This is a genomic window from Sphingopyxis sp. (genome assembly GCF_016704835.1).
Taxonomy (GTDB): domain Bacteria; phylum Pseudomonadota; class Alphaproteobacteria; order Sphingomonadales; family Sphingomonadaceae; genus Sphingopyxis.
Map to the genome: position 1 here is coordinate 135584 of NZ_JADIZJ010000002.1, position 13540 is coordinate 149123.

Below are 13540 nucleotides of genomic sequence, written 5' to 3' on the forward strand. Positions count from 1 at the left end.
TAAAGGAGAATCGGGGGCGAGCGGCTTAGCTTTCCTCGGGCAATCACGTCTTACCACGGTCGGTGCGGTTGAAAAAGTCGGCCAAATGTCGTCAGAAGCGACCTATCAACTGGTTTGCTTCTTCGTCGAGACCGACAAGAGGCAGCGCTGCATCAACCGTGAATTCCTGAACAATTTCGGCGAGGATTGAGGCCGCGAGCGTAGACGGGTCTCGCGTCGAAGGCACAAGCCCGATAGGTGAGCGTATTGCCTGGATTGCCTCGTCCAGAACACCCGATGCAGTGAGCATCTCGCAGCGCTTTTTGTGCGAAAGCCGACTACCAAGCGCCCCGATATAGAATGCGGGTAGGGCAAGAGCCCAAGGGATCAGGGCCTCTTCCCAGTCCCTATCGTGAAAGACAAATATAATCGCGGACCACGGGTCGGAAGCAAGTCCGGGCTGGGCCGCGCGGAATTCGAGAAGCGTTGCCTCGATTGATTTGGCGCGCAGGGTGCGAATATCCCGCGCTGACGGCGAATAAGCCTCGGTTTGAGCGCCGAATGCGTGAGCAAGTTGCGCCGTGGCGGTGAGTTCCTCGCCTTGTCCAAATATGATGAGCCGCAGCCGCGGGGGATAGGTCACCACGAATGCGTCGCCGCGCCAGCCTGTCGGGCCGCGTGCTTCGACGGCGCGGACGCCTCCACCGGTGATTTCGAGCGATACCGGTTCGCGGCGGTCGAGACGGGAAATGGCCTCCGCGATGGCTGCCGGATTTGGGCTTGGTGTGAAGAGGAGGTCGATGCCGCCGCCGCACGGCAAACGAATATCGATATAGGGCGATCCTGCGCCAAAGCGCACCTGCCGCGGACTTCGGCTGGCTAGTGCGACCAGAGCTTCCTCCACAACAGCGGCTTCGATGCAGCCGCCCGACAGCGATCCGATATAGTCTCCGTCCGACGCGACCGCCATCTGGGCACCAAGCACGCGAGGCGAAGCGCCGCAAATGCCAACGAGCGTCACGAGGACGCTTCCGCGCCCGTCCTGCGCGCAGGCACTCAGAAATCTGAGGATATCCTCCGGCGAGCTTGCGAGGCCTGTCATTTTCGACAACCATCGTTTCCGAGCGGCAATGGGGCCGCCGCCGGAGTCCATTCGATGATCGATCCTGCCGACGTTGCCGTGCTCTTGCTTGCAGCAGGGCAGTCTGGACGCTTCGGCAGTGACAAGTTGCTCGTGCCGCTGGGCGGTGCGCCGATGGCGCTCCACGCTGCGAACCGGTTGGCCGAACTTGGGACAGGATGGAGGATCGCTGTCTGCCGCGAGGCAGGCTCGCTTGCCAGGGAATTGGAAGCACTCGGTTTTGAAGTCGTCGTCAATCCTGAACCCTCGCGCGGGTTGTCCTCGTCGCTGGCATTGGGCATCGAGCGCGCAGAAACAGTCGGTGCGAAGGCCGCGCTCGTCGCACTGGGCGATATGCCGTTCGTCAGCCCGGCCCATTTTGCTGCGCTGGTCGCGGCTTTCGATCCAGCGACTGCGCCGATCGTAGCGTCGGACAGGGCAGGCGTGGCCATGCCCCCCGCCGTGTTCGACAAGACTGTTTTCGCAGATTTGCGCAACGGCGAGGGCGACCAGGGCGCGCGCGCCCTGATCCGCGGGGCCGCGCTCGTCGCAGCCGACCCGCACGAGCTCGCCGACATCGATCGGCCCGAGGATATCCGATAGGATCGGCCGATCATCATGCGACGTCCGGAAGCTTGTCGATCAGCTTATCGAGCGTGACGGGGTAGTTGCGCACGCGAATCCCGGTCGCATGATACACCGCGTTTGCGACGGCGGCTGCGACGCCGCAAATTCCAAGCTCGCCGACGCCTTTTGCTTTCATCGGCGACGTGGTCGGATCGACCTCGTCGAGGAAGATGACCTCTTGCGAGGGGATGTCGGCGTGGACGGGCACTTCGTAGCCCGCAAGGTCGTGGTTGACGAAAAAGCCGAACCTCTTGTCGACCGCCAGCTCTTCCATCAACGCGGCGCCGGCGCCCATCGTCATCGCGCCGATGACCTGGCTTCTGGCAGCTTTGGGATTGAGGATGCGACCCGCCGCGCAGACTGCGAGCATGCGCCGGATCCGGATTTCGCCGGTCGCCGCATCGACCGCGGCTTCGACAAAGTGCGCGCCGAAGGTCGACTGCTGGAACTTCTGGCCGAGGTCGCCATATTCCATCAGATCTTCGGCGACGATCTCACCGCTCGCAGCCGCCTTTGCGAGCGCGATGCTCTTACCGCGTGAGCGGACCTTGCCCTTATCGAACACCGCATCGGCGGGATCGAACCTCAGCTTATCAATAATCGCGGTGCGCAGCTTCATACAGGCGGCATAGACGCCCGCGGTCGAGCTGTTAGCGCCCCATTGGCCGCCTGAGCCTGCGGAAACCGGGAAAAGCGAGTCCCCGAGGCGCACCTCGACCTGGGTCAGGGGCACGCCGAGCATCTCGGCGGCGGTCTGTGCGATGATCGTGTAGCTCCCGGTGCCGATGTCTGTCATGTCGGTTTCGACGATGACCATGCCATTGCGGTCGAGGCGCACGCGCGCGGCCGATTTCTCGTTGATATTGTTCCGAAACGCGGCGGCGACGCCTGTGCCGACAAGCCAGCGGCCGTCGCGCGTCAGGCCTGGTTTGGGACTGCGGTCTTTCCAGCCGAATTTTTCGGCGCCCATGGTCAGGCATTCGTTCAAGCGCCGCTGCGAGAAAGGCCGTTCAGGCTTCTCGGGATCGACTTGAGTGTCATTGAGGATGCGAAAAGCGACTGGATCGATGCCCAGCTTTTCCGCCATCTCGTCGATCGCGATTTCCAGCGCCATCAACCCGGGGGCCTCGCCCGGCGCGCGCATCGCATTGCCTTCGGGTAGGTCCAGGACAGCCAGGCGCATCGCGGTCATGCGGTTGGGCGCGGCATAGAGCAGCCGCGTCTGTCCGACCGCAGTTTCGGGACCCCCGCCTTTGAGGTCGCCCGACCAGCTTTCATGGCCGATCGCGGTGAGCTTGCCATCGGTGGTCGCACCGAGCCGGATGCGCTGGATTGTCGCGGGGCGGTGCGTCGTATTGTTGATAATCAGCGGCCGTTGCAGCGCGACTTTGACCGGCCGCCCCGCTGCCTTCGCGCCGAGCGCTGCGAGGATGGCATCGGATCGCACAAACAATTTTCCGCCGAAACCGCCCCCGATATAAGGTGATACGAGCCGGACCTTTTCCTTGGGGATTCCCAGCGTCTTTGCGACGTCACCGACCGACCAGGCGATCATTTGGTTCGATGTCCAGAGCGTTAGCTTGTCGCCGTCCCAGCTCGCGATCGAAGCATGCGGTTCCATCATCGCATGGCTGTGGTCGGGGGTGGTGTAACGGGCATCGAGCTTGACCGGCGCGCTGGCGAACGCCGCATCGAAATCGCCGAACCTGCTGTCGGCTTCGGCGCCGAAGGAGGCGGGGGGCTTGATCGCGCCGTCCAGCGACTTGGCGAGATCGAAATTGCCTTTGCTGCGCGTATATTGGACGCGAACAAGCGCGGCAGCGGAACGCGCCTGTTCGAAGCTTTCCGCGACGACCAGTGCGACCGCTTGATGATAGTGCTGAATCTCGGGCCCGCCCAGCAGCTTTGCGGTATTGAAATCGCCCTTGCCGAGCATTCCTGCGCTGGCGGCGGTTACGACGGCGAGAACGCCAGGCGCCGCCTTTGCCTCCTTCAAGTCCATGGAGGCGATCTGTCCTTTGGCGATTGCCGAACCGACGACATAACCATAGGCCTGATTCGGGACGACATCGTGCCGCTCGTAGGCATAGGGCGCGGTGCCACTGGTCTTCAGCGGACCATCTACACGATCGGTGGGTTTGCCGATGATTTTCAGCTGGTCGATCGGGTTGTCGGTTGCGGGCGTGTCGAACTTCATGGTTCAACCTTTCGCTTGTGCCAGCACACTGGCGAGCGTGCGCTCGACCAGAGGCAGCTTATATGCATTTTCATGGGTCGCCTTCGCGTCCGCGAGCAGCACCGCGGTCGCGGCTTTAGCCCCGCGCGGCAGCTCGGCATCGGCCGACCTTGCGCGCCACGGCTTGTATCCGACCCCGCCCAGCGCGACCCGGCCACTGCCGTCGCGCTGGACGACCACGCCGACCGAGATCAGCGCAAAAGCGTAGGACGCGCGGTCGCGGACCTTGTGATAAATATGCGTGCCGCCGATCGGCTTCGGCAGTGTTACCGCAGTGATCAGCTCGCCCGGTGCCAGCACCGTTTCGAGCTGCGGGGTATTTCCGGGTGCGCGGTAGAGATCGGCCAGACCAATGCTGCGGGTCTCGCCTGCTGCATCGACCGTCTCAACCGCCGCGTCGAGCACCTGCATTGCGACCGCCATGTCGCTGGGGTGCGTCGCGATACAGGCATCACTGGCACCGACGATCGCATGATTGCGGCTGAACCCTGCAATCGCCGCACAACCGCTGCCGGGCTTGCGTTTGTTGCACGGCTGGTTGGTATCGTAGAAATAGGGACAGCGCGTGCGCTGGAGCAGATTGCCCGCGGTCGTCGCCTTGTTGCGGAGCTGCCCTGATGCGCCCGCGACAAGCGCGCGCGCGATGAGGCCATAGTCGCGCCGGATGCGCGCGTCGGCGGCGAGATCGGTGTTACGGACCATCGCGCCGATACGAACGCCGCCATCGCTGGTCGGCTCGATCTTGTCTAAACCGAGCCGACTGACGTCGATCAGGTGACCGGGAGTTTCGATTTCGAGCTTCATCAGGTCGAGCAGGTTCGTCCCGCCGGCAATGAAGCGTGCTCCGGGCGTTCGAGTGAAAGCCATGGTCGCCGCGGCAGGCGAGTCGACGCGTTCGAAGGTGAAGCTCTTCATGCTTTCCCTCCCGCGACATCGACGATGGCATCGACGATGTTTGAATAGGCGCCGCAGCGGCAGATGTTGCCGCTCATCCGTTCGCGCAGTTCAGGCCGTGTGACGGTCGGCGCGCCGGTGAGGTCGGCAGTGACATGGCTCGGAATGCCGGCCTTGATCTCGTCGAGCACTGCGACGGCCGAGCAGATCTGACCCGGCGTGCAATAGCCGCACTGATAGCCGTCGTGCACGACGAATGCTTGTTGCATCGGGTGGAGATTGCCAGGCAGGCCCAGCCCCTCGATCGTGGTGATCATGTCGCCGTCGTGCATCACCGCAAGCGACAGGCAGCTGTTGATCCGCCGTCCGTCGACGATGACGGTGCAGGCACCGCACTGCCCGTGGTCGCAGCCCTTTTTGGTGCCAGTCAGCCGAAGATGCTCGCGCAGCGCATCAAGGAGCGTCGTTCGCGTATCGAGTTCGAGGTCGTGCGCCGTGCCGTTGACGTTGAAGGCAACACGAGCCGTCGGTGGCCGAGCTGCCGCCTTGTTGGGCACGGCTACCACGGTCGAAGGCGACGCTACGGACACCGCAGCAACAGACACAGCACCTCCTGTGATAAGTCCACGTCTGGAAACGGGAAATTCTTCCGGTGTCGCCATGATATGTCCCCGATCATCTTCAATGTCCGCGGACTGCAGTCCCCGCGGAGCCTTGGCATTTCAATGCTTGGAGGGACGATGCGTTGCCGTCCGTGAACAATTTTGACTGATTTGAGAAGCCATCACGCGGCAGGGTATATCTTCGATTGCCGTTCAAAGTTGCGCAGCCCCTCATCGTCCAGGCCGCGTCGATGTCCGCTTCAAGTGCTAAGTGGCAGAAAGCTGCCAGCAAGCGATCGGCCAAATCAGGCGGTCTCCGGAATTGATCATTGTGCGAGCCTGTCGGAACGCAGTCCCCGCAGATGGCTTGCATCGCTGTCCCAATGGTTCGCAATCGCGCCGGTGGAATTTCTCAGCCAGTATTCTTATGCCGCGATCCACCGGTTTGTCCGCTCATTCGGGCAGCGCCGCGTCGCGCTTTCGTGGGTGTGCGTCGCGACGCCGCTGGCAGCCCGGCCTGACCGATTCATCGAATTCTACCTTGGCGAACGCTTCCGGATCAGCGTTGGCAACAACCCATCGACGCATGCCCCGCAAACCGCAGTGGTCGGGCGCAGACGCGACGTGGGCTGCAACTGCACGTGCGCGGCGACATCGACGTTTTTGCGATCCGATTTCGGCCGACCGGGTGGCATCGGCTGTTTTGGGCCCCCATGCCTAGCCTGGCAGACCAAGGAATCGTTATCAGGGACATTTTAGGACATGCCGCGAGCGGCCTAGACGGCGCGATCTCGGGCGCTGAAGGCTTTATGCTCGGATGATGGCGGCGCGGCAGTGGATTGAGAGAGGCGTCCTGCGAAGCAGACGAGAGAGCGGCCTCGACGACGCAGCCCGTTTGCAAGTGGATACGCGCGGCCGCACGAAGATCGATGCAATCGCTGGAAAATCTGGTCTGGGCGACGCGGACATACAGGATCGCGCGATGTTCGCCGTGATCGAGAAGGCCATTTCCGAAAGCTGAACAGCCGGCTGGAACGGTCTTGCGGGACCGTCGTTAGGACAGGCGAGAAACGCAGGGGACAAAAAGGATGTGGAACGCCTGGGGAAACGGAAACGGCGACGGCGACCGCGACTTTCTCCGCCACGACGGGGAAATGGGCCGGCTGATCGATGCCTATGACTGGTCGGAGACCGCGCTGGGGCCGATCGGCAACTGGTCGCCGAGCTTGCGCGCCATCGTTGCCTTCCTCATCCATACACCCGTGCCGATGGTGATGCTCTGGGGCGAGCCCGGGACGATGATCTACAATGACGGCTATTCGGTGTTTGCCGGCGAAAACCATCCGCGCATCCTCGGACTGCCTGTTCGCGAAGCCTGGCCCGAGGTCGCCGATTTCAACGACAATGTCATGAAGGTCGGGCTTGCCGGCGGCACGCTCGCCTACAAGGATCATCTGCTCCAGCTCGACCGCACCGGCGGCCTCGAGGATGTCTGGATGAACCTCGACTATTCCCCGGTGTTCGGCGACGATGGCGCGCCCGCAGGCGTGCTCGCGGTCGTCGTCGAGACGACCGAGGCGGTCGGGGCCGCCGCAGCGCTGCGTGAAAGCGAGGCGCGGCTGCGCTTCCTTGATGACCTCGGCCGCCAAACGATGTTGAGCACCGATGCCGACGAGATATTGGCAACCACCACGCGGATGGTCGGCGAGGAACTCGGCGTCTCGATCTGTGCCTATGCCGACATGGACGAGGATGGCGACGGCTTCACGATCCGCGGCGACTGGGCGGCCGAAGGTTCGGCATCGATCGTTGGCCATTACCGCCTCTCGGCTTTCGGCGAACTGGCGGTTCGCAATCTGAATGCGGGCGATCCGCTCGTCATTCACGATAATGGCAGCAAACTTCCTGCGGCGGCGGCGGCGACCTTTCGCGACATCGGCATCGCCGCGACGATCTGCATGCCCCTGGTGAAGGAGGGGCGGCTCACGGCGCTGATGGCGATCCATCACCGCGAGCCGCATGTCTGGAGCGATTATGAACTCGCGTTCATCCGCGACGTGGCCGATCGCAGCTGGGCGCATATCGAACGCGTCGGCACCGAGGAGGAACTGCGCAAGACCGCCGAACGGCTGCGTGATCTCAACGAGACGCTCGAAATGCGCGTTGCCGACCGCACCGCTGCGCTCGATCGCAGCCAGACCCAGTTCCGCCTGCTCGTGCAGGGGGTGACCGACTATGCGATCTATATGCTCGACGGCGAAGGCCATGTCTCGAGCTGGAACGCGGGGGCCGAGCGGATCAAGGGCTATCGTCCCGACGAAATCATCGGGCACCACTTTTCCGCCTTCTACGAGGAGGCCGACCGCGCGGCGCTGGAGCCGCAGCGCGCGCTCGAGACGGCGCGGCGCGAAGGCCGCTTCGGCGCCGAAGGCTGGCGGATCCGCAAGGACGGAACGCGCTTTCGTGCGAGCGTCGCGATCGAGGCGATCCATGGCGACGACGGCGCGCTCATCGGCTTTGCCAAGATCACCCGCGATATGTCGGAGCGCGAGGAAGTGCAGCAGGAACTTGAGCTCGCCCGCGAGGCCCTGTTCCAGTCGCAAAAGCTTGAGGCGATCGGCCAGCTTACCGGCGGGATCGCGCACGACTTCAACAATCTCTTGATGGCGATCCGCAGTGGCCTCGAACTGCTGCGCAAACGCCCCGGTCTCGAACCGCAGGCGGCGAAGCTTCTCGACAATTGTCTCCAGGCGACCGATCGCGGCGCCGCGCTGACCCAGCGCATGCTTGCCTTCGCGCGGCGCCAGGAACTCTCGACCGAGGCGGTGATCCTCGCCCAGCTCGTCGGCGGCATGATGGAACTGCTGCAACGTGCGCTCGGACCCGCGTTCGTGATCGAAACTCGCTTTCCTGCCGCGCTCGCGGCGGTTGCGGCCGACGTCAACCAGCTCGAAATGGCGCTCCTCAATCTCGCGGTCAACGCGCGCGACGCGATGCCCGGCGGCGGCGCGATCGCGATCGGCGCCGTAGAACAGGATGTCCGGCCCGGCGCGGTCGCCGACCTCGCGCCGGGCCGTTATGTGCGGCTGTCGGTCACCGATAATGGCGCGGGCATGGACGCCGCAACGCTCGCCCGCGCCGCCGACCCCTTTTTTACCACCAAGGGTATCGGCAAGGGCACCGGCCTCGGCCTGTCGATGGTCCATGGGTTTGCCCAGCAGCTCGGCGGCGCGCTGCAGATGGAGAGCGAGGTCGGGCGCGGCACGAGCGCGCATATCTGGCTGCCCCTGAGCGATGCGCAAACCGGTGCGGCGGTTCCCGACACCGAGCCCGTCGAGGCGGCCAGCACCGCATGCCGGCGCATCCTCGTCGTCGACGACGATGCAATCATTCTGATGAACACCGCGGCCCTGCTCGAGGATCTCGGCCATCAGGTGATCGAAGCGGGATCGGGCGAGGAGGCGTTGGAACTGCTGCGCGCGCATCCCGATATCGCGATCCTCATCACCGATCAGGCCATGCCCGGCATGACGGGCAGTGAGCTGATCGCCGCCGCGCGCGCCGAGCGCCCCGCGCTCCCGGTCATTCTTGCCACCGGCTATGGCGAGACCCCGGCCGATGTCACGCAGGGCCTGCAGCGGCTCGGCAAGCCCTTCGGGCAGAAGGATCTTGAGCGCGCGGTCGCGCAGGCGGCGGCGTAAGGAACGGGTGCGGCGGCAGGGAGACGATCCTGTATGTTCCGCCGCTTGTTTATCCCGGCCGCCGAACCGATCGAGCCCGGAGAGGCGGAGGCGTTTGCGAAGCTCCCCCGAGCGCCACTTTACGGCCTTTGCAGCGTCCCCAAGGACGCCGCCGCCTTTGCGGATTGCCTGTGGATATCGATCGCATAACAGATATCGATTCCGCGACCGCCGAAGTCACCAGCGAGATCTACTGTCTCGTCGTTGGCACGGCCCCGCTGGCCTCACCGCTGCAATATATCTTGCGCGTAGGCGCTCGGCGGCGGTCGGGAAAGCTGAGCAAGCCGAAGCGCTAGCCGACCGGCGGCTTTGCTAATGTCCGATCTGCGACGGGCTGCGGTGACCGATCTAACTATTGCGGTTCTGGGCCCGCGCGAGCGCGGCTGCAACGAAGCTGTTTTTCTGCGAAGCTTTGCCGCCGATATCACGCTGGTGTCGCCGGGGGCTCGTGATGAGCTTTCGGAAGCGAAACGCCCGAAGTTGCGCGATGCCGGTGTGGCACGGAGAGGGCACTGCACCGCGAGCGCGCTTGCCGAGGGCGACTGTGCTTGAGGCCGATGGCCGATCAGCTTGTTTCGATTGTCTCTTTCCCGCGCCGGGCTCGGCCATTTGTTCGGTGCTCGCGGCCGAGGTTGGAGCCGCCGTGACCGCGGCAGCCTGTCTACGCCTTCACGGCGATCAGCGCACCGATGCGCCAGAACTCTATGCGGCGGGCGACGTCATCCTCGGCCTCGACCGGATCAGTCACGCGATGGGGGCGGGCGGCGTCGCCGTGACCACGATCGGAATCGACCTGGCCCAGCAGCCGCCGCTTCGCCGCTAACTCCTGCCTTGGGTGCGGGAGCTGCGTCGAGATCGACTTGCAGTTCCCGCCTCCAGAAGCGCAGCGCGCGCGCGGCTTCAACGAAGGGCGCGGCATCGCCGGCCTTTTCAAGAAGCATGCAGGCGTCGTCGAGGTCATCGGCCAGCCCGACCGCCGCGAAAATCGCCGCAGTTTCGGCGGTCATGCCGATAAACTTGCAATGGGCGAACGCGTCGCTCACGAAGTCCTTCGCCGCGGCGTCGGCGGCCAGCTCTGCGGCGCCTTCCTCGGATACGATGATCGCGACGGCATCGAAGAGTACCGAAGGCCCGCCGTCGATCTTGTGGCGCGCTGCGACCTTGGTCCCGTCGGCGAGCGTCACGCCGCCGATCTTGGGCGCGACAACCTCATAGACGGCGCCTTCGGCATCGAGCGCCTTGACGAGCGCCTTGAAGATCGTCGGATTGGCGCCGTCGCTCATCAGGATGCCGAGCTTGCGGCCCTTGAAGCTGTCGGGGCCGTTTTTGAGGATGCTGAGCGCATCCGAGGGGGGCAGATCGGTAATCGGCTTGCGCGCCGAGACCGCAGCGTCGGGCAGGTCCATGCCGAGACCGTCGGCGACAGTGGCGGCCAGCGTCTCGTCGATGTTGCGCAGATGCGAAACGGTGCGCGAGCGGATGTCGGGGCGTTCGACCTTCGACAGCTCGAATACAAGCGCGTCGCCGATATGCTTCTGCTCGATCGGCGTCTGGCTGACGAAAAATTGCCGCGCCTGGCTATAATGATCGGCGAAGCTTTCCGAGCGTACCCGCTGCTTGGGTCCGTCGGCCTCTTCCTCGAAGCTCCGGAAGCCGCGCACCGGATCCTCGCGCGGGCCGCCTTGCGCCGCGCCCCAGCTGTTCGGCTCGTAATTCACGCGGCCAACCGGATTGCGCATCGCCATATGTCCGTCCTGCTGGAAATGCGCCATCGGGCACTTGGGCGCGTTGATCGGGATATGGGTGAAGTTGGTGCTCCCCAGACGTTTGATCTGCGTATCGAGATAGGAGAAGTTGCGGCCCTGGAGCAGCGGATCGTTCGAGAAATCGATGCCCGGCGGCACATTCTGGGTCATGAAGGCGACCTGCTCGGTTTCGGCGAAGAAATTGTCGACCACGCGGTCGAGCACGAGGCGGCCGACAATACGGATCGGGACAAGTTCTTCGGGGATCAGCTTGGTCGCATCGAGCACGTCGAAGTCGAAGCTGTCAGCGAAATCATCGTCAAACAGCTGGACGCCGAGCTCCCACTCGGGAAAGTCGCCACTGTTGATCGCATCCCACAGGTCGCGGCGGTGGAAATCGGGATCGGCACCATTGATCTTGACCGCTTCGTTCCAGACCACCGACTGCAACCCCTGCTTGGGCTTCCAATGGAATTTGACAAAGGTCGACTTGCCCTTGGCGTCGAGCAGGCGGAAGGTGTGGACGCCGAAACCTTCCATCGTCCGGAACGAGCGCGGGATCGCGCGGTCGGACATCGTCCACATGATCATGTGGAAGCTCTCGGGCATCAGGCTGATGAAGTCCCAAAAATTGTCGTGCGCCGAGGCTGCCTGCGGAAAGGCGCGGTCGGGTTCAGCTTTTACCGAATGGACGAGATCGGGGAATTTGATCGCGTCCTGGATGAAGAAGACGGGGATGTTGTTGCCGACGAGATCCCAATTGCCCTCCTGCGTGTAGAGCTTGACCGCGAAGCCGCGAACATCGCGAGCGAGATCGAAGCTCCCCTTCGAACCGGCGACAGTCGAAAAGCGCACGAAGGCGGGGGTGCGTTCGCCTACGCGCTGAAAAACATCGGCGCGGCTGACATCGGACAGGCTGTCGGTGAGTTCAAAAAAGCCGTGCGCGCCATAACCGCGCGCGTGGACGACACGCTCGGGAATACGCTCATGGTCGAAGTGGAAAATCTTCTCGCGGAAGTGGAAGTCCTCGATCAAGGTCGGGCCGCGCGCGCCCTGCTTCAAGCTATTCTGGTCGTCGGCGATCGGAGCGCCGTGCTGTGTCGTCAGCGTCGCGACATCGCCTTCGGCGACCTGGTGCGTCTCGCCGCCTTCGCTCAACGGCCCGTCGAACGCAAAGCTGATCGCGGCGTCGCCGGGAATGGCCGGGGCTTTGTGCGGGCTTTCGCCGCCGATGTCGGCGCCCGCAATGTCCGCCGGGGTCATGGTGGACCCTGACCGGCCGGAGGGGTTTTTCGAAGAAGTTTTTTTGGCCATGGTGCACTTTTGCCGATCATTTGGAGGAAGCAGGACGCCCCGGGATGCTCCAAGCGAGCGACGAGGCGGCGGTACAGGCTTAACCACCAGATGCCCTGCAAGTTGCGCCGTTTGACGCGAAATTAATCTGCATCATCACGATTGCGGGTCGCTGCGTGCAACGCGCTGCCGCATCGACCGTTGGGAGACAAGACAAGTCATCCCGCAAGACCCTGAGGTTCGTCATTCATGTTCACCGAACGCTTTTTGAGAGACAAGCGCGGCGCGAGCCTGACCGCCGACGAGCGGGCACGGATCGAAGGAGCGATCGGCGAAGTGAAGACCCTCGCGCCGCGCAAGATCATCGCGCGCGCCGGCGAGCCGCTCCACCAAAGCACGTTGCTCATCGAAGGCGTGATGTCGCGCTATCTCGACGACCGCCAGGGCCTGCGCCAGCTCGTCGCGATCCACCTGCCGGGCGATTTTCTCGACCTCCATGCCTTTCCGCTCAAGGTCCTCGAGCATGACGTCGCGACGCTGACGTCCGCAACCGTTGCGACGATTTCACATGCCCAGCTTGAAGCGATCACCCAGGATATGCCTGAACTCACGCGCAAGCTGTGGTTTGCCACTCTCCTGGACGCGGCGATCCATCGCGCCTGGCTGTTCAGACTCGGGCGTCTCGACGCAACCGGCCGCATCGCGCACTTTTTGTGCGAGACCAACGCGCGGCTCTTCTCCGCCGGACTGAGCGACGGCCGTCGCTTCGCGCTCGCACTCACCCAGGCCGATCTCGGCGAGATCTGCGGCTTGACGACGGTTCATGTGAACCGCGTGATGCGTCAGCTGCGCGAGAAAGGGCTCTGCAGCTTTCGCGCTTCGCTCGTCGAGATTCCCGATCCCGTGGCGCTCGCGGCACGGGGTCAGTTCGATCCCGACTATCTCTATATGGAAACGATCCCCGATTTTCTCTCGAACGTAAAAAGGCCACGATCATGACGCCAGATACCGCCGGGCCGCAGCCCGAGACCGAACCCGGTACCGCCACCGCCGAGGGTGGCCTTGTCTTTCTCGAGGGTCCCGACGGCGTCGCGGCGACCATGACGGCGGACGCGGCCGCCCGGACAGGTCAGCGCCTGATCGATGCCGCTACGGTAGCGGCGACACAGCAGACGTCCGGCAGCGATTGAGCCTCGAGTTGGGCCGCGGCCGGGTGCTTTCGCGGGTGGGTCACCGGCTCGCGCATGCGGGCCGCAGTAAAGGAGAGGTACGCTGGAGGACAGCGCGGGTCTGATTGCCGCCAT

10 protein-coding genes and 1 pseudogene are annotated in these 13540 nt (G+C 63.8%); 6 read left to right on the forward strand and 5 right to left on the reverse strand.

What is annotated here, in order from left to right:
• Positions 1–91: 91 nt before the first annotated feature.
• Positions 92–1132, reverse strand: a complete 1041-nt coding sequence (locus IPF76_RS08420; RefSeq protein WP_366499416.1) for an XdhC family protein — start codon at positions 1130–1132, stop codon at positions 92–94.
• A gap of 3 nt (positions 1133–1135) precedes the next feature.
• Between IPF76_RS08420 and IPF76_RS08425 the strand changes: the two genes are divergently transcribed.
• Positions 1136–1702, forward strand: a complete 567-nt coding sequence (locus IPF76_RS08425) for a nucleotidyltransferase family protein (RefSeq protein ID WP_293842391.1) — start codon at positions 1136–1138, stop codon at positions 1700–1702.
• Between the two features lie 13 nt (positions 1703–1715).
• On the opposite strand, the gene paoC is transcribed toward IPF76_RS08425, so the two are convergent.
• Genes paoC through paoA form a run of 3 tightly spaced genes read right to left on the reverse strand, consistent with a single transcriptional unit; the run spans position 1716 to position 5518 of the window.
• The gene (paoC, locus tag IPF76_RS08430; RefSeq protein ID WP_293842394.1) at positions 1716–3923 is read right to left on the reverse strand and encodes an aldehyde oxidoreductase molybdenum-binding subunit PaoC; all 2208 of its coding nucleotides are present in this window, start codon (positions 3921–3923) and stop codon (positions 1716–1718) included.
• A 3-nt stretch (positions 3924–3926) separates the two neighbouring features.
• Positions 3927–4877 carry a xanthine dehydrogenase family protein subunit M gene (locus tag IPF76_RS08435; protein WP_293842397.1) on the reverse strand — a complete coding sequence of 317 codons (951 nt, stop codon included), beginning with the start codon at positions 4875–4877 and terminating at the stop codon, positions 3927–3929.
• Positions 4874–5518 (reverse strand): aldehyde dehydrogenase iron-sulfur subunit PaoA, encoded by a 645-nt coding sequence (gene paoA / locus IPF76_RS08440; RefSeq protein ID WP_293842400.1) that lies wholly within the window; start codon positions 5516–5518, stop codon positions 4874–4876. Before paoA ends, IPF76_RS08435 begins: the two co-directional genes overlap by 4 nt.
• A gap of 757 nt (positions 5519–6275) precedes the next feature.
• Between paoA and IPF76_RS08445 the strand changes: the two genes are divergently transcribed.
• The 3 genes from IPF76_RS08445 to IPF76_RS08455 all read left to right on the forward strand — a co-directional run bounded on the left by IPF76_RS08445 (position 6276) and on the right by IPF76_RS08455 (position 9750).
• Positions 6276–6479 (forward strand): hypothetical protein, encoded by a 204-nt coding sequence (locus tag IPF76_RS08445; protein WP_293842403.1) that lies wholly within the window; start codon positions 6276–6278, stop codon positions 6477–6479.
• A gap of 67 nt (positions 6480–6546) precedes the next feature.
• Positions 6547–9159 carry a PAS domain S-box protein gene (locus IPF76_RS08450; protein WP_293842417.1) on the forward strand — a complete coding sequence of 871 codons (2613 nt, stop codon included), beginning with the start codon at positions 6547–6549 and terminating at the stop codon, positions 9157–9159.
• Positions 9160–9513: 354 nt separating this feature from the next.
• Positions 9514–9750, forward strand: coding sequence for a hypothetical protein (locus tag IPF76_RS08455; RefSeq protein ID WP_293842419.1), 237 nt, complete (start codon positions 9514–9516; stop codon positions 9748–9750).
• Between the two features lie 293 nt (positions 9751–10043).
• Here the strand turns inward: IPF76_RS08455 and IPF76_RS08460 are convergent.
• A pseudogene (locus IPF76_RS08460) lies at positions 10044–12206 on the reverse strand (catalase); the annotation flags it as partial.
• A 279-nt stretch (positions 12207–12485) separates the two neighbouring features.
• Here IPF76_RS08460 and IPF76_RS08465 point away from each other — a divergent pair.
• Together IPF76_RS08465 and IPF76_RS08470 are read left to right on the forward strand one after the other, a co-directional pair.
• On the forward strand, positions 12486–13235 hold the full coding sequence (locus IPF76_RS08465; RefSeq protein WP_293842421.1) for a Crp/Fnr family transcriptional regulator: 750 nt from the start codon (positions 12486–12488) through the stop codon (positions 13233–13235).
• Positions 13232–13426, forward strand: coding sequence for a hypothetical protein (locus IPF76_RS08470; protein ID WP_293842423.1), 195 nt, complete (start codon positions 13232–13234; stop codon positions 13424–13426). Before IPF76_RS08465 ends, IPF76_RS08470 begins: the two co-directional genes overlap by 4 nt.
• Positions 13427–13540 lie beyond the last annotated feature (114 nt).